The organism is Rhodoglobus sp. GW821-FHT12B09 (genome assembly GCF_058809925.1).
Genome location: NZ_JBXATB010000008.1, coordinates 51,295 through 73,599, shown reverse-complemented (window position 1 = coordinate 73,599; position 22,305 = coordinate 51,295). Strand labels below are relative to the sequence as shown.

Annotated in this window: 12 protein-coding genes; 2 read left to right on the top strand and 10 right to left on the bottom strand. The window is 71.2% G+C overall.

Going from position 1 to position 22,305, the window contains the following annotated elements; genetic code table 11:
• The first annotated feature begins 2 nt into the window (after positions 1-2).
• On the top strand, positions 3-1,346 hold the full coding sequence (gene eccB, locus AC1RTC_RS14190) for a type VII secretion protein EccB (RefSeq protein ID WP_493156772.1): 1,344 nt from the start codon (positions 3-5) through the stop codon (positions 1,344-1,346).
• Position 1,347: 1 nt separating this feature from the next.
• Positions 1,348-2,628: a S8 family serine peptidase gene (locus AC1RTC_RS14185; RefSeq protein ID WP_493156770.1), complete on the top strand. Its 1,281-nt coding sequence runs from the start codon at positions 1,348-1,350 to the stop codon at positions 2,626-2,628.
• Positions 2,629-2,643: 15 nt separating this feature from the next.
• Here the strand turns inward: AC1RTC_RS14185 and AC1RTC_RS14180 are convergent, their stop codons facing one another.
• From AC1RTC_RS14180 to AC1RTC_RS14135, 10 genes are all read right to left on the bottom strand, one after another.
• On the bottom strand, positions 2,644-3,270 hold the full coding sequence (locus AC1RTC_RS14180; RefSeq protein WP_493156768.1) for a hypothetical protein: 627 nt from the start codon (positions 3,268-3,270) through the stop codon (positions 2,644-2,646).
• A complete protein-coding gene (locus AC1RTC_RS14175) occupies positions 3,267-4,112 on the bottom strand; it encodes a PP2C family protein-serine/threonine phosphatase (RefSeq protein WP_493156765.1) in 846 nt (281 codons plus the stop codon). The genes AC1RTC_RS14180 and AC1RTC_RS14175 overlap by 4 nt, the downstream gene beginning before the upstream one ends.
• Positions 4,109-5,359, bottom strand: coding sequence for a DUF5684 domain-containing protein (locus AC1RTC_RS14170; RefSeq protein WP_493156763.1), 1,251 nt, complete (start codon positions 5,357-5,359; stop codon positions 4,109-4,111). The genes AC1RTC_RS14175 and AC1RTC_RS14170 overlap by 4 nt, the downstream gene beginning before the upstream one ends.
• A complete protein-coding gene (locus AC1RTC_RS14165) occupies positions 5,356-7,821 on the bottom strand; it encodes a transglutaminase-like domain-containing protein (RefSeq protein WP_493156761.1) in 2,466 nt (821 codons plus the stop codon). The genes AC1RTC_RS14170 and AC1RTC_RS14165 overlap by 4 nt, the downstream gene beginning before the upstream one ends.
• Positions 7,818-9,182 carry a DUF58 domain-containing protein gene (locus AC1RTC_RS14160; RefSeq protein WP_493156759.1) on the bottom strand — a complete coding sequence of 455 codons (1,365 nt, stop codon included), beginning with the start codon at positions 9,180-9,182 and terminating at the stop codon, positions 7,818-7,820. Before AC1RTC_RS14160 ends, AC1RTC_RS14165 begins: the two co-directional genes overlap by 4 nt.
• Positions 9,179-10,144: an AAA family ATPase gene (locus AC1RTC_RS14155; protein WP_493156757.1), complete on the bottom strand. Its 966-nt coding sequence runs from the start codon at positions 10,142-10,144 to the stop codon at positions 9,179-9,181. Before AC1RTC_RS14155 ends, AC1RTC_RS14160 begins: the two co-directional genes overlap by 4 nt.
• A 19-nt stretch (positions 10,145-10,163) precedes the next feature.
• The gene (locus AC1RTC_RS14150) at positions 10,164-16,118 is read right to left on the bottom strand and encodes an Ig-like domain-containing protein (protein WP_493156755.1); all 5,955 of its coding nucleotides are present in this window, start codon (positions 16,116-16,118) and stop codon (positions 10,164-10,166) included.
• Between the two features lies 1 nt (position 16,119).
• Positions 16,120-17,253, bottom strand: a complete 1,134-nt coding sequence (locus tag AC1RTC_RS14145) for a serine/threonine-protein kinase (RefSeq protein WP_493156752.1) — start codon at positions 17,251-17,253, stop codon at positions 16,120-16,122.
• A gap of 68 nt (positions 17,254-17,321) precedes the next feature.
• A complete protein-coding gene (locus AC1RTC_RS14140) occupies positions 17,322-18,308 on the bottom strand; it encodes an FHA domain-containing protein (protein WP_493156750.1) in 987 nt (328 codons plus the stop codon).
• Positions 18,309-18,406: 98 nt separating this feature from the next.
• Complete coding sequence (locus AC1RTC_RS14135; protein ID WP_493156748.1) at positions 18,407-22,288, bottom strand: DNA-directed RNA polymerase subunit beta'; 3,882 nt, start codon at positions 22,286-22,288, stop codon at positions 18,407-18,409.
• Positions 22,289-22,305: the final 17 nt, after the last annotated feature.

Genomic DNA, 22,305 nt, shown 5'->3' with positions numbered 1-22,305 from the left:
CGATGGCAACGAAGAAGGACCTCATCGAGGCGCAGGGCTTCAGCCGCCGGCGCCTGCTCTCCGCGTTCACGAGCGGCGCCCCCGGCGGCAAGGAGCTCGAGCCCGCCAAGCCGCTGCGGGCGGTCGCGGCCGGTATCGCCCTCACCGCGATCGTCGTGATCGCCGGTCTGTTCTACGGGTTCATCCGCCCGGGCCTGCCCGCCGGCTGGGAGAACAACTCGCTCATCCTGGTGAAGGACACCGGCGCCCGCTACGTGGCCATCGACGGCGTCCTCTACCCGGTCATCAACACAGCGAGCGCGCGGCTGCTCATGCCCGCCGGCGAGTTCACCGTGGTCTCCACCGACCGCCAGTCGCTCGACGGCATCCCGATCGGCGCGGCGATCGGCATCCTCGGCGCCCCCGACGACCTGCCAGCCCCGGACTCCCTCATCGGCGACGGCTGGGGGGCCTGCGCCATCGACGGCGAGCAGACGGCCATGAGCCTCTCCGGGGCGACGACCGTCACGGCGTCGGAGGGCGGCGCGGTCGTCAGCCGGGACGGCCGCACGTTCGTCGTCATCGGTGAGCGCCGGTACGAGGTGGATGCCGCGCAGTCGAGCTCGATCCTGCGGGCCGTCGGCCTCGACACCGCGCCGACCGTGCCCGTCGACGGCCGCTGGCTCAACCTCTTCGACTCCGGGGCGGAGCTCCAGCCGCTCGTGGTTCCCGGCGCCGGGGACTCCATCGCGGGGGTCGACCTCGTGGTCGGAGCGGTCGTGCACCCCCAGGGCAGCGCCGACACCGAGCGCTACCTCATGACCGCGGCCGGCGAGCTCGCCCAGCTCAGCCCGCTCGCGTACCAGCTCTACCTTCTCGGCACGGGCGCCGAGCTCGGCGGCGAGCAGGACGTGAGCCCCGCCGAGATCGCCGACCTGCCCACGGCTGCCTCACCCGCCGGCGGCATCGACTGGCCCGCCGACACGGTGGTCGCGCTCGAGGACGGCGCTCAGCCGTGCGCCGTGCTCACCCACGACGACGCGGGCGACCCGCACAGCACGCTAGGCTTCGCCGCGAACGACGTCGTGCTCACCGGCGACAGCGCGGGCGTGAGCGTCGCCGTCGACGGCGGCGCGCTGGTCCGCGCCGGCGGCGAGGGCGCCCAGGCCAGCGGCATGGTCTACCTCATCGACGAGACCGGCACGGCGTTCCCGGTGCCGGGCGCCAACGCCGACATCGTCGCGCAGCTCGGCTACACGCTCGACGACGTGAAGCGGGTGCCGGAGGCGTGGGTGCAGTTCATGCCCACCGGCCCCTCCCTCACGCAGGACGCGGCGCGGTCGACCCCCGTCTCCGCCGGCGGCTGACGTGGGCCGCAGCATCCGCCTCGCCGCCGCGCTGGTCCTGGTCGCCGGCGCTGCCGTCGTGCCGGCGATGCCCGCCGTCGCGGCCGACGAGGCGTGCACCGTCGGCACCGTCACCCTGACCACGGACACCCCGCCCGCCCTCGCCGTGCTGCAGGCCGACCTCAGCTGGACGCGCAGCACGGGCGCCGGCGTGCTCGTCGCCGTCGTGGACTCGGGCATCGACAGGAGCAACCCGCACCTCTCCGCGGCGGTCGCGGGCGGCATCGACCTCGTGGGCGACGGCACCGACCCGAGCGGCTACGCCGACTACGACGGGCACGGCACCGCGATCGCGGGCGAGATCGCTGCACGCCAGATCGACGGCTCGGGCGTCGTGGGCCTGGCTCCCGGGGCGAGCCTGCTCTCCGTGCGGGTGTTCCGCGGTACCGATGACGATTCCGTGCGCAACGGCTGGGGGCCGAGCACCGAGCGCGTCGCGGCGGGCATCCGGTACGCGGCCGATGCCGGGGCCCGCGTGATCAACGTGTCCATCAGCAACTACGAGCAGTCATCGGACCTGAAGGACGCCGTCGCCTACGCCGCCGCGAGCGGGAGCCTCGTCGTGGCGAGCGCGGGCAACGCGGCCACGACCGACGACACCTCGAGCACTCCGCGCTACCCCGCCGCGTACCCGGGAGCCCTCGCCGTCACCGCGGTCAACGCGGACGGGGTGGGCACGGACGACTCCATCCACGGGCCGCATGTCGACGTGGCCGCGCCCGGCTCGCAGGTGCTCACCTCCGCGACCGGGGCCGGGGACTGCCTGTACGCAGCCGACACACCGTCCTCGAGCTTCGCCACCGGCTACGCGAGCGCCGCCGCCGCCCTCGTCGTGCAGGCCCATCCGGGCGAGACGCCGGCGCAGTGGGAGTACCGGCTCACCGCGACCGCGGTCCGCGCCGACCCGGACGCGCGGGACGACGTGGTCGGCTGGGGAGTGCTCCAGCCGTTCGAGGCCATCACCCTGCTGCCGGATGCCTCCACCCGCGGCCCCGAGAGCCCCTTCGCCGACACCGCCGGGAGTGCCGTGCGGCCCGAGCCGATCGCTGTCGAGCCGGACTTCTCCCCCTCCGCGTTCAGCCTCACCACCGATGCGGCGGTGCTCGTCGCGATCATCGCCCTCACCGTGCTCGGCACCGTGGCCGTGATCATCGTGATGCGCACGCGGCGCCGGGAGTCCGTGCCCGTCCCGGGCGCGCGCCCCGGCCGCGGCGGACTGCTCGACCGCACCCCCGAGACCTGAGCCGCGGGCATCCCGTCAGCTGCGCACGAACCAGACGATCACGGCGACGATACCGATCACGGAGACCACGCACGCACCCGCGAAGGCCAGGAGCGCGACCACGCCGGCCGTGCGGGACCGGCGGGTGACCGAGGGCATGGAGGGGGCCGGCGCGCGCAGCGCCTCTTCGCCGCGCGGAACTGCCGGGCCGGGCTCGGGGGCAGGGGCGATCTCGCGGGGCACGTAGGTCTCGACGGCGTTCGCGCCCACGGCGTCAACGGCCTCCCGGCCGAAGCCTGGCTCGACCGGCGCCACCCGGATCACCCCGCGCCGCGAGGGCAGCAGCTTCATCACGGACTCGGCGTCGGGCGCGGCCGGCCCCGCGCTCGCCCGCTTGCCCCGGCCCTTCCGCTCGACCGCGACGGTCTTGTCGGTCTCGCGGTCCACGACGACGGTGCGGTCCTCCGCCTCGCGGTCCACGACGACCGTGCGGTCCTCCGCCTCGCGGTCCACCACGACCGTGCGGTCCTCCGCGTCGGCGGGCGCGGCCGTGCGGTCCACGACCACGGTCTTGTCCTCGGCCTGCGCTGACCGGTCGACGACGACGGTCTCGCCGCCCTCGTCGTCGACCTGCCCGTCGTCGATCGTTTTCTCGTCGCTCATCGGCCGGCCCGCACGGGGATCGTGGTGCCGTCCAGCTCGGGGTCCGACAGGTCCCCCGCGACCGCGGCGGCGCCCGTCGTGAACTCCCCGACGAGGAGGCTGCCGCCGGAGATCACGTCGATGACGATCACGGAGATGTTGTCCCGCCCGCCCGCGGCCTTCGCGCGCTGCACGAGGGTCGCCACCGCCGACTCCGGCTTTCCGCTCATCGTGAGCGTGGCGCGGATGCCCTCGTCGGGCAGCTCGGAGTGCAGGCCGTCGGAGCAGATGAGCAGCCGCTCGCCGTTCACGACCGGAAGCAGCCAGCTGTCGGCAGTGCTGTCCGCGGCGCCGATCGCGCGCGTGATGACGTTGCGCTCCGCGAACGCGGACATGTCCTCCCGGCGCAGCTCGCCCCTGTCGACGAGCTCCTGGCCGAGGGAGTGGTCGACCGTGAGCTGCTCGAGCTCGCTGCCAAAGTGGCGGTACACGCGGGAGTCCCCCACATTGAACACGAGCCAGTGCGGCACGCCCTCGTGCTCCACGATGACGGCGCCGGTGACCGTGCTGCCGGCCCCGCGGCTCGTGGCGCCCGCGACCTGGGCGACTCCCTCCGACGCAGCGACGAGCGCGGCGCGGATGCCGGTGAGCTCGGCGAATCCGTCGCCGGCCAGGCCCCGGAAGGCGTCGACCACGGCGGCGCTCGCGAGATCGCCTGCCTCGTAGCCGCCCATCCCGTCGGCGACGAGGAACACCGGGGACTCCGCGAACAGCGAGTCCTCATTGACCTCGCGCTTGAGCCCCGGGTCGGTCAGGGATGCCACGGCGAGCACGATCCCGCCAGCCGCCGCCACCTCGCTCATCGCGTCGCCTCCGTGTCGTCGAAGCTCAGGCGCATGGCCACCTTGCCGAGCATGAACCGCCCGGGAATCGCCGCGGAGCCGCCCCGCGGCAGCAGCGTCTCGGTGCCGTCGGGCTCGATGACGATGACGCCGTTGGTCGAGTCGAGGTCGAACACGGTCCAGGTGCCGTCGTCGGAGAGCTCGAGCCGGGCGTGGTTCTTGGAGAGCGTCTTGGTGCTGTCCGGCACGGCGATGGTCTCCGTGCCGTCCGCCGCCGCGGGCTTGCGGCCGAGGATCGCCGTGTGCGCGCGCAGCGGGATGACGTGGCCCTCGTCGGTCACGATCCGCCACGGCACCTGCGGGCGGCGGTCGACGACGACGGTGCGGTCCAGCTCGTCGTCGTCATCGGGCTCGTCCACGGCCACGGCCGGGGCGGCGGGGGCCGTCGACTCGACGACGGGCGGCGGCGCGAGCACGACGGGCTCGGGGAGGGCGACCGGCTCGGGGACGTACGGCGCGGCGGCCGGGGTCGCCACCGGCGGGGCGACAGCGGGAGCGGGCGCCGCAGCCGGGCCCTGCGCCCACGGGTTGTACACGGTGCCGGGCTCGGGCGGCGCGGCGGGCTCCGACGGCGCGGTCGGGGCAGGAGGGGCTACCGGCGCAACAGCGGTCGGAGCCGCGGCGGCCGGCGCCTCGAGGAGCGGCGACTCGAACAGCGGGGGCTCGGAGGCCGCGGCGAGCGACGGGAAGGAAACGGGCACGGGCGCCGAGGGAGGCGGCGGGGGCGCCGAGGCGTAGGCGGCGGGCTGCTGCGCGCCGAGGGCATCCGCATCCGGGGTGCGCGCGGCCTCGGGCACCGACATGAGCCCCTCGACCCTGCGGTCGTAGTCGCCCTCTGCGGGCATCCGGCCGCCGGCGACCAACGTCGCCCACAGGGGCGGCAGGAGGATGCCGAGCACGGTGAAGCCGGCGCCCCGTCCGAAGGACTCGTTGATGCGGTGCAGTGCCATCGCCTTGAGGTAGATGCCGTAGAGCTGCACGACCGGGATGAAGTAGAACACCACCGACCAGCCGGGGACGCCGCCCCGTACCAGGATCTCGATCTCGTTGAGGACGGGCACCCAGCCCTTCCAGCCCTCGGCGCCGAGCTTCGGGAACAGCTTCGACAGCGCGAAGCCGTACCAGACGTAGAGGCCGAGGCCCACGACGGCGGGCACGAGCGAAGCGATGACGACGGCCACGGCGAGGCCCTGGTAGTCGGGGGTCATACTGGTTCCCTTCGGCGGAAGACGGCGAGGCCCGCGCGCAGCAGGAAGCCGGGGTCGAGGTAGCGGAGGAAGGATGCGGGGCTCACCGCCGCGCGGATCCGCTCCATCCTCGTGCTCGCGCGCGCGAGCACCTGCCGCTCGTCGTCGACGAGGGTCCAGGCGTAGTCGCTCGCGGCGCGTCCCGGCGGGTTCTCCGCGAACACCGCGAGGTCCACGGTCGACGCGAGGGCCAGAGCCGCCGGGCGGCCGATGTCCTTCGCGATCGACGACCGAGTGCGGTTCTTCTCGACCTCGACGCCGTTGTCGACGTACAGGTCGACGAGCTCGTCCCAGGCGCCGACGATGCTCACCTCGGGCACCGGGGCATCCCGGCGGGCACGGCGGCGGAACAGCTTCGCGAACACCAGCACTCCCGCGGGCAGGAGCAGCAGGAGCAGGCCCAGGGCGCCCATGCCCGCCTTCCCGAGGATCGGCAGGAGGGTCTCGAGCCAGCCCGGGAGGGTCGGCGGCGGGGCGTCCGCGCCGTCGGAGTCGTCGCGCTGCGCGGCGGGCGGCGTGACGACCTCGGTGGCGGTCTGCTCGGGGACTGTCGGATTCTCGGGCAGCTGCTCGCCGACCGCGATGGTCGTCGGCGCGACGGAGAACTGGGGGCTGGAGTCGAGCGGCACCCAGTCGCCCGTGGGGGTCCGAACCTCGGCCCAGGCGGTCAGGTTGGCGCCCGTGCAGGTGCCGGCGTCGCACGGCTCGATCGTCGAGTCGCCGTCGTCCGCCAGGCGCACGCCGACCACGACGCGGGAGTCGAACCCGAAGTACCGGCCGAGCAGGGCCGCCGCGGTCGCGAACTGCTCGTCGTCGCCGACCGCCGCCACGAGCAGCTCGTCCGGGGCGTTCTCGCCCGCGCGGGTCTGCTGGTCCAGCAGGTCGGTGAAGAGCTCCTCCACGCGGGCCGTCGAGTGGCCGGCGTAGCTCGACTGGAACGTGTACGGCGCGCGCTTCGAGAGGTCGGAGATCCACTCCTGTGCCGTCGCGCCGTCGGTGAGCGAGTGGCTGAGGTACCCGCGCTCGGTAAGGCGTCCGACGAGCTCGACGAGGCCCCCGCCGGTGCGGGGAACCTCCTGCAGGTCGACCCAGTCCGCGAGGGCGGGGTAGGAGTCGACCGGGATGAGGGAGTCGCCGCCGCGCGCGGACGCGAGCGAGTCCGCCGGGTCGGAGGGCGTGCCGTACACGCGGTAGGTGTCGCCGGCGCGCAGGCCGTAGGTCGAGTCGGCCGAGAGGGCGGTGTCGATGGCCGTGGCATCCGACTCGCCGATGTAGAAGCCGTCGGCCAGCAGGTCGGCGCGCGGCCCCTCGAAGGTGGGCGCGGCGGTCAGGCCGCCCGGCACCGGCACCCACGGGCCGGTGAAGCCCTCGCCGACCGTCACCGTGAGCTCGCTGCTCCCGGGTGCCGGCGACGTGCGGGGCAGCCTGCTGAACCGGGCGCCGGCGCCCACCTCGAACACCTGGCCGTCGTACGAGTCGAGGGTGGCGATGCGGAGGCGGTCGAACGACGCGGTGTCGCCGGAGACGGTGAACAACTCTGTGTCGTAGGCGTCGCCGGCGAACCACGAGCGGTAGCCCGCGAGCGGGCTCGGCTGGTCGCGCAGCACCACGAGCGGGTCGATGCGGTCGCGCAGCGCCTGTCGGGGCGAGATCGCCGCGGCGACGGGCGCGATGGCGAGCCCGCCGACGAGAGCTGCGACGAGGAGCACGGCGGCGAGGATGCGGCGGCGAGCGGCCCGCCAGAAGGACTGCGGACCCTGCCGCACGCCGGCCGTGCTCGCCTGCGCGATGCGGAGCGACTCGATGCGCGCGAACCGTGTCCGGCCCACGAGCCACGCGAGAGACACGACGACGAGGAGGATGCCCAGCAGGACCTCGCGCGGCGCGGGGAGCGCGAACTGCCCCAGACTCAGGGCGGCCCCCGTGTCGCTCGAGCCGAACGCGATGCCGAACACCGCCATCCCGATGACGACCGGGACGGCAGCTCCGGCCCAGCGGCCGGCGCGCAGGATGATCGACAGCGCGATCACGGTGCCGAACAGCATGACCACGAGCAGCGGCACGAGGACCGCCTGGTAGTCGCCGAGCGGCAGGCTGAGGGTGAGCAGCTGCTTCCAACCGAGGACGACGCCGAGCACGCCGTCGCGCAGGGCCCGCAGGAAGCGGTCGGGAGCGGCGAGCCCGGAGGGGATGGCCAGCGGCACCACGAGCAGGAGGTAGGCGGCCAGCGCGAGCAGTGCCACGCGCCAGAACCGCCAGTGGAGGCGGCGGCCGAGGAGGACGAGCGCGGCTCCGACGCCGGCGCCGACCGCGGCGATCAGGACGACCCGCGGCGTCTCGTAGATCGGCCACGCGATGGCCGCCGCGATGGCGGCGCCCGCGAGCACGTACGCCACATCCCAGATCAGGCGGACGCGGCTCACGAGAGGGCGCCTCTCGCGATCATGTACTTCAGGTCGTGCAGTGCGCCGATCGTCATCACGGTGAGGTCGCCGGTCGAGCGCAGGGTGGGCTCCGCGCCGGGCTCGACGCGCACCGCCACGGTCACGACCTCCGCGGGGAAAGCGAGGGCGGCCGTGCGCAGCCGGGTGAGGGTGGGCTGGCTGCCGGTGACCACGAACGCGATCGACAGCTCAGGGTAGGTCTGCACGGTCAGCTTGGTGACCGTCTCGAGGTGCAGCGCTCGCTCGCTGCTCTCCACCTCGGACATGCCGTCGAGGAGCGTGCGCGGGGTTAGCGTCGGCAGAGACCGGATCGACAGCACCGTCGTGCGGGTCAGCTCGGGGATCTCGTTGCTCACCGCGACGAGCACCTCGCGCCCGTCGACGACGCCCTGCACTCCGAGCGAGGCGGCGGCGCTGACCGCCATCTCGAACTCGTCGTCGTCGGCGTACTCCTCGATGTTGAGGTCGAGCACCACCGCGACCCGGGCGCGGCGGGTCTCCTCGTACTGGCGCACCATGAGCACGCCGGTCTTCGCGGTCGACTTCCAGTGCACGTGGCGGCGCGAGTCCCCCGGCGCGTACTGCCGGATCGCGTGGAAGGAGAGGTCGGCGCTCACGATGTCCTTCGTGGGCGACCCCTCGAGGTCCTTGATGTTGCCGGCGCTCGTCGACGGGATGGGCACGGTGACGGGATGCACGAACACGCGCTCGACCTGCGGCCACGCGACCTCGCGCCGCAGGATCCCGATCGGGTCGCCGCGCGCGATCGTCATCGGGCCGACATCGATCACGCCGCGCCGGTGCGCCCCGATGACGAGGTTCTCGCGGTGCTCCGCGCCGGCCAGCAGCAGCGGCACGTGCGCCTCGACCAGCCCCTCCCCCACCGGGATGTCGACGACGCCCGGCAGCGAGAGCCGGTGCGACTGGTTGCGGATCTCGAGGTGCCCGCTCACATCGGTGCCGGCCACGACGCGGTCCTTGTCGAGCGCGAGGTGTACGCGGTAGTCGTGCCCGCCGAACAGGAACGGGATGCAGAACAGCAGCAGCAGGACGGCGATGCCGGCCACGACCCACGCCTCGACCCAGCCCACGGTGAGCCCGCCGACCACGCCCACGACGAGGACGGCCAGGAGGAGCCATCCCGCGCTCGTCACAGTCTCACTCAGCCACGTCGTGGCAGAGGCCATCGCCGAGCGGACGGCGCGCAGGGCCCTCCGCCCCCAGAACACGCTGGCGCCGACGACCCCGGCCCGGGTACTGGTGTACCGGGTGATCGTCTCCGCGCGGGTCCGGGTGCCGACCGCGGAGCGGCTCAGCCCGACTTCGGTATCAGACTTCACGCAGCGCCGTTCTCCGCGGGGGCCGGCACGTCGAGCAGGATCTGGCCGATGACGCCGACGGCGGTGACGCCGTCGAACTCGGCCTCGGGGATGAGGATGAGGCGGTGGGCGAGGGCCGGGACGGCCAGGTCGCGCACGTCGTCCGGCGTGACGAAGGTGCGGCCGTGGGCGACCGCCCACGTCATCACGAGCTTGGAGAGCGCGAGGGCGCCGCGCACGCTCACGCCGAGCTTGACCTCCGACGCCCGGCGGGTGGCGTCGACGATGCGCATGATGTAGTCGAAGAGCAGCGGGTTGACGTAGGCGCCGCGGGAGATGTCCGTCATGGTGACGAGGGTGGCGGGGTCGACGATGCCGGCGACCTCGCGCTTTCCGTTGACCACGCCCTGCAGGATGCGCATCGTGGCCGCCTCGTCCGGGTATCCGATCGACGTCTTGATCATGAAGCGGTCGAGCTGGGCCTCCGGGAGGCGGTAGGTGCCCGCCTGCTCAACCGGGTTCTGGGTGGCGATCACGAGGAATGGCGTACCGACCGGGCGGGTCACGCCGTCGACAGTGACCTGGCCCTCCTCCATGACCTCGAGGAGCGCCGACTGGGTCTTCGGGCTCGCGCGGTTGATCTCGTCCGCGAGCACGACGTTCGCGAAGATGGGGCCCGAGTGGAACTGGAACTCGCCCTTCTTCTGGTCGTACACGGTGATGCCCGTGACGTCGCCCGGGAGCAGGTCGGGGGTGAACTGGATGCGCGTGTTGACGCCCCGGATGGTCTGCGCGATGGTGCGGGCGAGCGCCGTCTTGCCCGTGCCCGGGAAGTCCTCGAGGAGCACGTGGCCCTCGCTGATCGCCGTCGCGAGCACCAGCTCGACCACCTTGCGCTTGCCGAGGATGGCCTGCTCGATGTTGTCGGCCAGGAGCGAGAACGTCTCGGCGAACCAGGTCGCCTGCTCGGGGGGGATCGTCATTCGTTGTCCTCTCGGGGGGTCAGCATGCGGGGATCTTGGTGGACTGCGCGGGGATCGTGGCCCACTGCCCGCTGAACGTGATGTCGTACTGCACGCGGTCGCCGATCCCGAACAGGCCGGGGTCGAAGGTGGTGGTGATGGCGTAGTCCGAGCTGCCGATCGCGCTGCTGAATGTCGGGTTGGCGGGGTTCGGCCAGTCGGCGCAGGAGTCGAAGTCGACAGTGAGCCCCGTCGGCAGGAGCGCCGGGTCGTAGGTGAACTGCGTCTCCGCAGTGCATGCGCCGGGGACGACCGTCGAGCAGTAGGCGACCCCGATGAACCCCGGCACCACGTTCGGGTTCAGGTTCGGGAACGAGTTCGAGGTGGCGCCGTCGATGCTGTAGCGGAGCTTGAAGCCCGAGGGCGCGCCCGGCGCGGACGTGTGGATGACGTTGTCCCACTCCCAGAACCCGCCGCCCTGGCCCTGGCCCGGGTCGACGCCGTAGGTGAGCGGCCCCGCGGGCTGCGCGGGCATGACCACCGTGTCCGTCTGGATCTCCGACGAGTGCGCGACGCCGAAGCCGTTGCTGCCGCACACGCTCAGCCAGTACAGCTTGTTCGGCTCGAGCCCGGAGATCGCGGCGCTCGCGGACGTGATGACGTTCGACCCGCCCGAGTAGGAGATCGAGCCGCCGTTGCCGACGCACGAGACGCCGGTCGACTGCGATGCGATGAAGAGCTCCGTCTTGCCGCTCGAGCTGTAGTTCATGTCGAGGGCGGGCACCGTGATCGTGCGGGTCCCGTCCGCGGTGCGGTCGACGGAGCCGCCGGCCGGGTAGAACGGGCCTCCGACCACGGTGATGGACTTCGAGGTCGTCGCGCCCTCGTTGCTGCCCGAGAGCGGCGGCGTGAACTTGCTGATCGGCACGATCTGGAGGGTCTGCCCGCCGACCCCGAGCTTGATGTCCTTCGGCTGCCCGGCGGGGATGGTCTCGCCCGTGTTGAGCACCCGGCCCGACTGCACGTCGGTGCCGCCGATGATCGTGACGGTGGTGATGCCCTCCGTCGTGCTCGTGGTGCCGGGCACGTACTTCGCTGCCGTCGTGATCGAAGTGATCTCCGGGGGCTGGTACGCGTTCGTGGTCGCCGCCGTGGTGTCGCCCGAGTTGCCGACACTGTTCACGGCCTGCGCCGTGTAGCTGTGGGGAACGCCGTTCTCGAGGCCCGTGACCTTGCAGCGGTAGCCGCTCGGCGGGGCCGCGGTGCACTCCGAGACCTTGCTGCCGTTCTCGAACAGCTGCGCGCCGGTGACGGAGGGGTGCGCCTGCTGGGCGCTGCCGAGGTCCACGTACATCGTGACGGTCGAGCCCGTGTAGGCCTCGGTCACGACGGAGGCGGGCGTCTGCGGGTACCCGAGCACGTCGATCGAGAGCTGCCCCGAGCCGGTGCGGCCCTGGGCATCCGCGACCGTGAAGGGCACTGTGCACTCGCCGCCGACGGGCTTCGGGCCGGAGGGCCAGGTCGCGACGACCTGCGACGCGCTGGAGACCGACACGGTCGCGACCGGGCACGACACGGGCGAGCCGCTGCCCACGGAGACGAGCTTGAGGCCGGAGCCGACCTTGCCCGCGAACGGGTCGTACTCGCCGGTGATCCCGACGACCGAGATGGTGCAGGATGCGCCCCTGCTGACGTCGCACTGCGAGCTGAAGTTCGCTCCGCGCGGGGCGTCCGGCGGGGCCACGCCGACGATGAGGGTGATGGCCGCCGAGAGGCCGCCGTACGCGCCGGTGTTGACCTGGATCGTCGACCGGGTGCCGGGCTGGGCGTCCGCCCGGGTGTCGATCGACACGGTGGTGCCCGACTGGTTGACGATGAACGCCGACCCGCCGCCGGAGGTCGTGTACGTGAGCGACTTGGTGTCGCCGACCCGGCCGCCCTCCCACGTCGTCATGTTCTCGTAGAGGTCCACCGACTCGGAGGCGCCCGGGGAGATCGTGCGGCTCACGGAGTTGAGGATCGCCTGCGGGTCCTTCGGGAGGATGTCGATGGGCACCGACACCATCGTCCAGCTCGACTGCCCGTCGATGCGCACGGGGATCGTGCAGGAGTCGACCCACGGCGCCTCGCGCCCCGCGTTGTACACCGCGCGCGACGAGCCGATCGGCGTGCACGACGCGTTCGCGCGCTGCACGGTGAACTCGTCGTCCCCGCGGATCTCGATCGAGTCCGTGCGGTCGATGTCGAGCAGCTCCCGCAGGGTGAACTCGGCGGACTTCTCCTCGTTCACCTCGACCGGCTCCGCGGAGGTCCGCACCTGAACGCGCATGTCGTCGAAGGCCGGGATGCGCAGGAAGCCGTAGCTCGTGACCGTGCCGCCCGCAGAGTCCAGGCCGGTGAGCGAGAACGGGATGAGGGCGCCGCGGGCGGGCAGGTCGCCCTTGATCGTGCTGCCCGAGACGATGAACCCGGCAGCCGCACCCGGCCAGATGTCGAGCGCGAGCTTCGAGACGTCCCCGGAGGGCCACTGCACCTTGCCGGTGACGACGTCGATCCCCGTCGAGGAGAGCTCGAGGCGCGTGCGGGCGGTGACGACGGTGTCGGCGACCACGGGGAAGTCGGGGGCCGGGACGTCGGACACGTTCACGACGATGAGGCCCTCGGCCGTGCTCGTCGAGATCGAGGACTGCACGGCGTAGACGTACGACTGGGTGCCGAGCACGCTGCCCGCCTTCAGCACCACCGTGCCGTCGGCGAGGGAGGTCGAGGGGTCGATGAGGGCCTCGAGGCGCTTGTACTCGTCCGTGCCCGCTGGTGCGTTCGGCACGAGGGAGATGATCGCGAGGGAGCCCTGCGCGGGGTCGCGGTCGTTGACGAGCGGTGTGACGGTCACGGGGTTCGCCGCGGCCGTGGTGGTGCGCACGTAGTCGCTGTACGTGACCGGCGTCGTGTCGGAGAGGGAGTCGCTGAGCACGCCCACGCGAACGAGCGCCGAGCCCTCCGAGCCCTGAGTGTCGCGCACCGAGTACGCGAAGCTCACCTGGCCGCCCTGCACGCCCGCGGCGGGCGCGGTGTAGAGGATCGCGTCGCCCTCGGCGGAGATCGCCGCGACGCCCTTGCCCGCGCCGGGCTGGTCGATGGAGGCGAGGATGACGCTGTCGCCGTCGGGGTCGACGCCGAAGCCGCTCACCGGAATGCGCACGGTCTGGCCGCTGAGGGCTCGGGCCGTGAGGATCGACGGCTGCGGCGCGCGGTTCGCGCCGGCCGGCAGCACGGTCACCGAGATGGTGGCCGTGTCGATGCGGTCCGGCCGGGACTCGAGGTAGATCGAGTAGCGCAGGACGTACACGCCCGGCACGGTCGGCGCGAGGTAGCGCACGGCGTCGCCCGTGACGAAGGCCAGCTCGCCCGCGGTGCCCGAGCCGTCGACCTTCGGGTACAGCACGAGGCGCTCGCCCCGGGGGCTGAGGTCGTTAGCCAGCACCGGGATGTCGACCTGGCCCCCGGCGCGGACGGTCACGCTGTCGGGCACCGCGATGGGGAAGCTGTCGGTGCTCGCCGGCACCTGGAACACCGTGAGCTGGCCCTCGACTGCCGCCCCCGCGCCGTCGGTGACCGTCACCGCCGCGGTGCCCACCCTGCCGGGCTCGCCCGACGGCGTCGAGCCGCTCACGCGCACCTGCGACTGGCCCACGACGCTCACGCTCAGACCGGGGTCGCCGGTGGTCGCCTGCGAGACGATGAGGACGCGGCCCGTGCTGTTCTGCACGGCCCCGATCAGGTCGATCGTGGTGTCCTCGTTCGAGCGGACGAAGGCCGTGACCGGGGCGATCGAGAGCGGCACGCCAGCCTCCGGCACGGTCAGCCGGATGATCGCCGACTGCTGCGACAGCGTCGTGGCATCCTGCACGCTGTAGTTGACCAGGTACTCGCCCGGGGACGACGCCGTCAGCTCGACCGTGCCCGCCGCCGCATTGGGCACCACCAGCAGGCCGCTCGACGAGCCCGTCGAGGCGACGGCGTCGAGCACGCGGTACGCGCCCGAGCCGCCCGTGACGTGGTCGTTGATGCGGATCGTCGCCTTCTCGCCGGCGCCAGCGACAAGGGCGATCGGCGAGACGTCGAGGGCGGGGCTCGCGCTCACGACCAGGGTCAGCACCTTCTCCGCGCTCGCGCCGAAGGAGTCGGTGACGGTAACGATGATCGGGATGGCACTGCTCGACGCGTTCGGGTCGCTGTGCCGCACCGCGATGCGGCCGTCGGCGGTGGCCACCACGGAGACGGGGTCGGAGTCGTTCTCGGCCCGGGCGTCCGAGAGCACGAAGGGGTCGCCCTCGGGGTCGACCCAGCCGGTGAGCACGGGGATGGTGACCGTGCCGCCGGGCGAGATCTGCGGGGAGGGCCACACCTGCTTGCAGTTCTCCACGCCGCACCACACGGGGGCTGAGTTCTGGTCGGGAGGCACCACGGTGAGGGTCACCGGCGCGGGGTCGGAGACGGCGGCCCCGTCGGTCACCGAGTAGATGAAGCTCGTCGACCCGCTCTCGGCGGCGACCTTGACCACGGCCTGCTGGTTGTTCGAGGCGAGGCCGAGCGTGCCGAACGACGTGTCCGCGAGTCCGCCGGCGATCGAGTCGGCCGAGATCGACAGCACGTCCTTCTTGTTCGGGTCGTGGTCGTTGAGCAGCAGCGGGAGCGAGACCTGCGCGCCCTGCCGCACGCCCAGGGAGTCGGCGACCGCGACCGGCGGCTTCTCCTCCGCGACGTCGTCCACGAGCACGGTGCCGGTGTCCTGCTGGGTGTCGTCGCCGACCGACCACTGGTCGACGGGGATGAGCGCGCCGTTCGGCACCGTCCAGACCATGCCCGACGAGGTCTCGTTGAGCACCAGCCGCTGCCCGTTGCTGCGGAACACGGGGGTGATCGCCTGCACGTCGTCGAGCACGTCGCTCTCAGTCTCGAGCGAGGTGCTCTCCCCCGTCGCGGACGACCACAGCGTGCCACTGTCGGCGGTCAGCCACGCCGCGTAGACGGTGCCCTCCACGGCGATCGGGGCTGCCGGGATGCCCGCCGCAGCGGTGACCGCCGAGACCGCGCCCGTGCCGAGGTCGACACTCGCGAGCCCCTCGGAGTCAGCCAGGTACGCCACCTGCCCGGTCGACGCGCTGGACTGCAGCTTCGTGTCGCCGTTGAGTCCTGTCTCGGCGGGCGCATCCTGCCCGTCGACCCACACGAGCCCCTCCGCCGGGGCGCTCATGATCCACTTCGACCCCACGATGGCGAGCTCGAGCGCCGACTCCGCCTTGGGCGGTGCGGCGACCTTCGTGGCCCCGCCGACGAACTCGAGCTTCTTCGCGTCGAAGCGCCGGACCGACGACTCGCTCGCCGAGTACAGCACCACCTGACCGTCGTCGGAGACGGCGACGGCGGACGCGGCGTACGTGGGCCGCTCCTCGCCCTCGGCGACCTCGACGGTGCCGAACGGGTTCACGGGGATCGCGACATCCGGGGCAACGCCACTGTCGTCGAGCACGCCCAGGAACACCGAGCCGGTGTCGGTGAGGTAGAGGATGTAGCCGCCCGCGGAGACCACCGTGCGCGTCCCCGCGGGGGTGTTGCTGCTCGTGGCCGGCTCGCCGGAGCCGTCGGCGGCCGTGGCGCCCTCGGTCAGGTTGACGGGGCTCGCGGCATCCACGGGCCAGAGCTGGCTGTAGCCCTGGCTGAAGACGAGGCTGCGGGCGCCGGACTGCACCACGCTCGTCGGGTCCTGCACGGAGCGGACGGTGTCGAGCTCGCCGAGCTCGGTGTTCACGCGCGCGTACTGGCCGTCGTCCCGCGTCACCCAGACCGAGGTCTCGAGGCGCGGGACCTCCTGCGCGTCGTAGCCCTGCGCGACCACGGCCAGGCCCGCCACGATGGCGATGCCCGCCACCGCCGCCCCGGCCTTCATCAGTGGCCGTGCGGAGACCGTGCGCGGCGCGGTAGTGCGAGCCACGTCAGACCACTCCCAGGAGGCGGAGGGCCAGCACGCCGATCCCCACGACCACGAGACCGATGACGACGCCGATCACGGGGCCCTTCCAGCCGGCCTTGGGGCGCGCGCCCGCGGTGACGCCGTCGCGGTCGTCGGCGAGCCGGGAGACCACGTTCTGCGCGCGGGCAGCGCGGCGCGAGTCCTTGTTGACGGTCGTGATCACCGGGCCGCGCGGGGCCGCGTCGGCGAAGCTGACGGGGGATGCCGCGGCTGCCCACTCCGGGGCCGCGACCTCGAGGGCGGTGGGCGGGATGCCGATCTCGTACTGCGCCCAGCGCAGGTCCTCGGCGAATGCGTACATCGACTCGTAGCGCTTCGCCGGGTCCTTGGACATGCTCCGGGCGAGGATGCTCTCGAGCTTCTCGCTCACGTCGGCGCGGCCGATCGGGGTGTAGTGCGCCTTCGCGATACGGGCCGAGAGCTGGTCGTGGGTGTTCTTCGCCTTGTCCGTGAGCTGGAACGGGCTGCGACCGGCGAGCAGCGTGTACAGGGTCGCGCCGAGGCTCCAGATCTCGCTCGGGACCGAGCCGGACACCTTCTCGGCGAGCACCTCCGGCGAGCTCCACGGCACGGACATCGCGATCTGCTCGAGCTCGTCGCTATCGGCGTTGAGCGCAGCCGCGATTCCGAAGTCCGCGAGAACGGGCCCGCCGAGCGTCGTGATGAGGATGTTCGACGGCTTGATGTCGCGGTGCAGCACGCCCGAGCGGTGGGCGGTCTCCAGGGCTGCAGCGACCCGGACGCCCGCGTCGAGTGCCTCGCCCACGCCGAGCGGGGCCTTCTTGTACCGCGCGCTCATCGTGTCCGGGCAGTACTCCATCGCGAGGAACGGCCGTCCGTCCGCCGAGATGCTCGCCTGGTAGATCGTGACGATCGAGGGGTGCGCGCTCAGCCGCGCCATGATGTCCGCCTCGGCATTGAACACCCGCAGCACGTCCGGGTTGATCGCGTCGTTGATGAGCACCTTGACCGCGACCACGCGCCGGGGCATGTCCTGCTCGTACAGGAATACATCGGCGAAGCCGCCGGTGCCGAGCGGGCGCACGTAGGTGAATCCCGGGAGGACCGGCGGCGTCGATGTGACTCGTGTGACCATGGCGCTGCTCCCTCCCCTCCCTGGACAGACTCGTAAATGCTTGCGGGTAAGTTCAGCGGGCTCGCGCGCTAGTTCTTGCTGCTCACCACGATGCGGAAACTCTCTCCGAGATCGAGGATATCTCCTGTTTGGAGGGACGTTGTACGCCCTCCGTGAAGGAGCCGCGGCGGCCGTTCCGGGGTGAGAACGATTGTACCGTTCGTCGAGTCGAGGTCGCGCGCAACGAGCTCGCCGTCGACGAGCGCGAGCTCGAGGTGCGTGCCCGAGATCTGCTTCATCGGGGAGGGTGCCGAGACGTGCTTGATCGAGTGCTCGTCGACCTCCGACTCCCAGGACTTGCGGCCGATCACGATCGTGCCGTCGGCGTCCAGCTCGTTGCCGTCGGGCAGGCGCAGTATCCAGCGCGGACTGCCCTCATCGTTCATCCACTCGTTCAGATCGACGCGCAGCGTGGTCGGGATGCCGACGGGCTCGAGTTCGGCGTCGGGCTCGAGCTCGGCCTCCCGTTCGGCCTCGGGCTCCAGCTCGGCCTCCGGCAGCTCCTCGTGCAGGTCCTCCGCCGGCGCCACCGCCGCGGGCACGGACTCCGCCGCGAACGGGAACAGGGTCTCGGGCACCGCGTCCGCGACAATCGCGCTCGCGCGAACCACTCCGCGGCCGAGCGGCAGCACCTCGCCCTCCGGCCGCTGCTCGTCCAGCGAGAGCCAGAGCGAGCTCACGCCGCGCGCCTCGCCGGTGATCCAGGTCGCCTCGCCGGGCCCGGAGAGCCGCGTCGCCGTCGTGCCCTCGATGCCCACGGAGACCTGGCCGCGCACCGCGACGTGCATGCTGCGCGCCACGGCATCGAGCATCTCGACGATGGCGAAGCGCTCCACGACCTCGACGTGCGCGAGTTGGCCGAGGGCGTCCTCGAGCTGCGCGTCCTCGCCGTCGAGCAGCCAGAACACCGACCTCGCGACCTCGACGGTGGCGTCGCCGCTCAGCAGGCACACGAAGCGATCCGTGACAACGGCGAAACCGCCGTCATCGCTCGGGGACGGTGAGTATGCGAACACAGACCACACCATAGCAGCGAGATTCTCTCGTCTCGTCGCGCCCGTTAACGAGGGATGGCCCCCGCCTGCCGGCGAGGGCCATCCGTGAGAACTACTGCCTAGTTGTAGGTGCCGGGCGTGTAGTCGTCGGAGTTGAAGCTGTCGAAGTCGACGAAGCTCAGGTCCGACTCGCTGAACACCGACTCATCCGTGAAGATGCGGTTCGGGTAGCGCTCGGCCTTCGCCTCCTCGGTGGCCTCGACAGACACATCGCGGTAGCGCGGGAGACCCGTGCCGGCCGGGATGAGCTTTCCGATGATGACGTTCTCCTTGAGGCCCATCAGCGGGTCGGACTTGCCCTCCATGGCGGCCTGCGTGAGAACACGCGTGGTCTCCTGGAACGACGCGGCCGACAGCCACGACTCGGTCGCGAGGGACGCCTTGGTGATACCCATGACCTCCTGGCGGGCCGACGCCGTCTGCTTGCCCTCGGTGAGCGCGGCACGGTTGAGCTCGTTGTACTTGAGCCGGTCGACCAGCTCGCCGGGCAGCAGCCCGGTGTCGCCGTGGTCGACTACCGTCACCTTGCGGAGCATCTGGCGGACGATGACCTCGATGTGCTTGTCGTGGATCGGGACGCCCTGAGAGCGGTACACGCCCTGCACGCCGTCCACGATCTCGAGCTGCACAGCGCGGACGCCCTTGACTCGGAGGACTTCCTTCGGGTCGACGTTGCCGACGTGGAACTTCTGGCCCAGCTCGACGTGCTGGCCGTCCTCGACGAGGAGGGTTGCACGGCGGAGCACCGGGTAGGCGATCGGCTCGTCACCGTTGTCGGGGGTCAGGATGATGCGGCGAGCGCGATCCGTGTCCTCGATGGTGACGCGGCCGGCAGCCTCCGCGATGGGCGAAGCACCCTTGGGCGTACGAGCCTCGAAGAGCTCGGTCACGCGGGGAAGACCCTGCGTGATGTCGTCCGCGGAGGCCACACCACCGGTGTGGAAGGTGCGCATCGTGAGCTGCGTTCCGGGCTCGCCGATCGACTGGGCCGCGATGATGCCGACGGCCTCGCCGATGTCCACGAGAAGGCCGGTCGCGAGCGAGCGGCCGTAGCAGACCGCGCACACACCGACAGCCGACTCGCACGTGAGCACGGAGCGGACCTTGATGTTGTGCACACCGGCGGCGAGCAGGGTCTCGAGCAGCACGTCGCCGACGTCAGCGCCGGCGGCCGCGATGACCTTGCCCTTCTCGTCGACCGCGTCGGCCGCGAGGCTGCGGGCGTAGACCGAGTTCTCGACGTTGGAGTCGAGCACCCAGTTTCCGGACGCGTCCTGCGCTGCGATCGGCATGTCGAGGCCCTTGGTCGTGCCGCAGTCGTCCTCGCGGATGATCACATCCTGCGAGACGTCCACGAGACGGCGCGTGAGGTAGCCCGAGTCAGCGGTGCGCAGTGCGGTGTCGGCCAGGCCCTTGCGGGCACCGTGGGTCGAGATGAAGTACTCGGCCACGGTCAGGCCCTCCTTGTAGGAGTGCACGATCGGGCGGGGGATGATCTCGCCCTTCGGGTTCGACACCAGGCCGCGCATACCGGCGATCTGACGCACCTGCATCCAGTTACCACGAGCACCGGACGACACCATGCGGTTGATGTTGTTGTCGGTCGTGAAGTTGTCCTGCATGGCGGTGGCGACCTCGGCGGTGGCCTTGTTCCAGATCTCGATGAGCTCCTGGCGACGCTCGGCGTCGGTCGTGAGGCCCTTGTCGAACTGGTCCTGGACCTTCGCGGCCTGCTTCTCGTATCCGGCGATGATCTCCGGCTTCGAGGGCGGGGTGACGATGTCCGAGAGCGCGACGGTCACACCGGAGCGGGTAGCCCAGTGGAAACCGGCGTCCTTGATGCGGTCGAGCGCCGCCGCGACCTCCACCTTCGGGTAGCGCTCGGCGAGGTCGTTGACGATCGCGGAGATCTGGCCCTTGTCGGCGACTGCCTCGATGTACGGGTAGTCGGTCGGCAGCGTCTCGTTGAAGATCGCGCGGCCCAGCGTGGTGTTCTGCAGCACCGTCTTGCCCTGGACGAAGCCCTCAGGAGCCTCGCCCTCGGCGAACCAGATGTTCTCCAGGCGGATGCGGACCTTGGCGTTCAGGTCGAGCGTGTGCTGGTCGAACGCGAGGATCGCCTCGGCGATCGACGAGAACGCACGGCCCTCACCGGTCGCACCCTCCTTGAGCGTCGTCAGGTGGTGCAGGCCGATGATCATGTCCTGCGTGGGCAGGGTCACCGGTCGGCCGTCAGACGGCTTGAGGATGTTGTTCGACGCGAGCATGAGCACGCGCGCCTCGGCCTGCGCCTCGACGGACAGCGGCAGGTGGACTGCCATCTGGTCGCCGTCGAAGTCGGCGTTGAACGCGGCGCACACGAGCGGGTGGAGCTGGATCGCCTTGCCCTCGACGAGCTGGGGCTCGAAGGCCTGGATGCCCAGGCGGTGGAGGGTGGGTGCGCGGTTCAGCAGCACGGGGCGCTCGCGGATGATCTCCTCGAGCACGTCCCACACCTGCGGGCGCGAGCGCTCGACCATCCGCTTGGCGCTCTTGATGTTCTGAGCGTGGCTGAGGTCGATGAGGCGCTTGATCACGAACGGCTTGAACAGCTCGAGTGCCATCTGCTTGGGCAGGCCGCACTGGTGGAGCTTGAGCTGCGGGCCGACGATGATGACCGAACGACCGGAGTAGTCGACGCGCTTTCCGAGCAGGTTCTGGCGGAAGCGACCCTGCTTGCCCTTGAGCATGTCGCTCAGGGACTTGAGGGCGCGGTTGCCGGTACCTGTGACGGGGCGTCCACGACGGCCGTTGTCGAACAGCGCGTCAACGGCCTCCTGCAGCATGCGCTTCTCGTTGTTCACGATGATCTCGGGAGCACCGAGGTCGAGCAGGCGACGCAGGCGGTTGTTGCGGTTGATCACACGACGGTAGAGGTCGTTGAGGTCGGAGGTCGCGAAGCGGCCACCGTCGAGCTGCACCATCGGGCGCAGCTCCGGCGGGATGACCGGGACGACCTCGAGCACCATGGCGGCCGGCGAGTTGCCGGTCTGCAGGAAGGAGTTGACGACGCGCAGTCGCTTGATCGCGCGGATCTTCTTCTGGCCCTTGCCGTTGGCGATCTGGTCGTGGAGCTCGACGCTCTCGTTCTCCAGGTCGAAGGCCTGCAGGCGCTTCTGGATGGCCTCGGCGCCCATGTAGGCCTCGAAGTACATGCCGAAGCGGTCCTGCAGCTCCTGGAACACCGAGTCCTCGGGCTTCAGGTCGCCGACCTTGAGGTTGCGGAAGTCGTCCCACACGCGCTCGAGCTGGGCGATCTGCTCGTCGAACGACTTGCGGGCCTGTCCCATCTCCTTCTCGGCGCCGTCCTTGACGCGGCGCTTCTGGTCGCTCTTGGCGCCCTCGGCCTCGAGGGCCGCGAGGTCCTCCTCGAGCTTGGCGAGACGGTCCGCGATGCGGGCGTCGCGCTGGCCCTCGAGCGTCTTGATCTCGAGACGGATCTCGTTCTCCAGGCCGGGCAGGTCGCTGTGGCGGCCATCCTCGTCGACGGAGATGATCATGTAGGCGGCGAAGTAGATGACCTTCTCGAGGTCCTTCGGAGCCATGTCGAGCAGGTAGCCGAGGCGGCTGGGCACACCCTTGAAGTACCAGATGTGCGTGACCGGCGCGGCGAGCTCGATGTGGCCCATGCGCTCACGGCGCACGGAGGACTTGGTGACCTCCACGCCGCAGCGCTCGCACACGATGCCCTTGAAGCGGACTCGCTTGTACTTGCCGCACGAGCACTCCCAGTCACGGCTCGGGCCGAAGATCTGCTCTCCGAAGAGGCCGTCCTTCTCGGGCTTGAGGGTGCGGTAGTTGATCGTCTCGGGCTTCTTCACCTCGCCGTGCGACCACTTGCGGATGTCATCCGCGGTCGCAAGGCCGATCTTGATTTCGTCAAACGCGTGAACGTCGAGCAATGTCTGTTCTTCTCTCT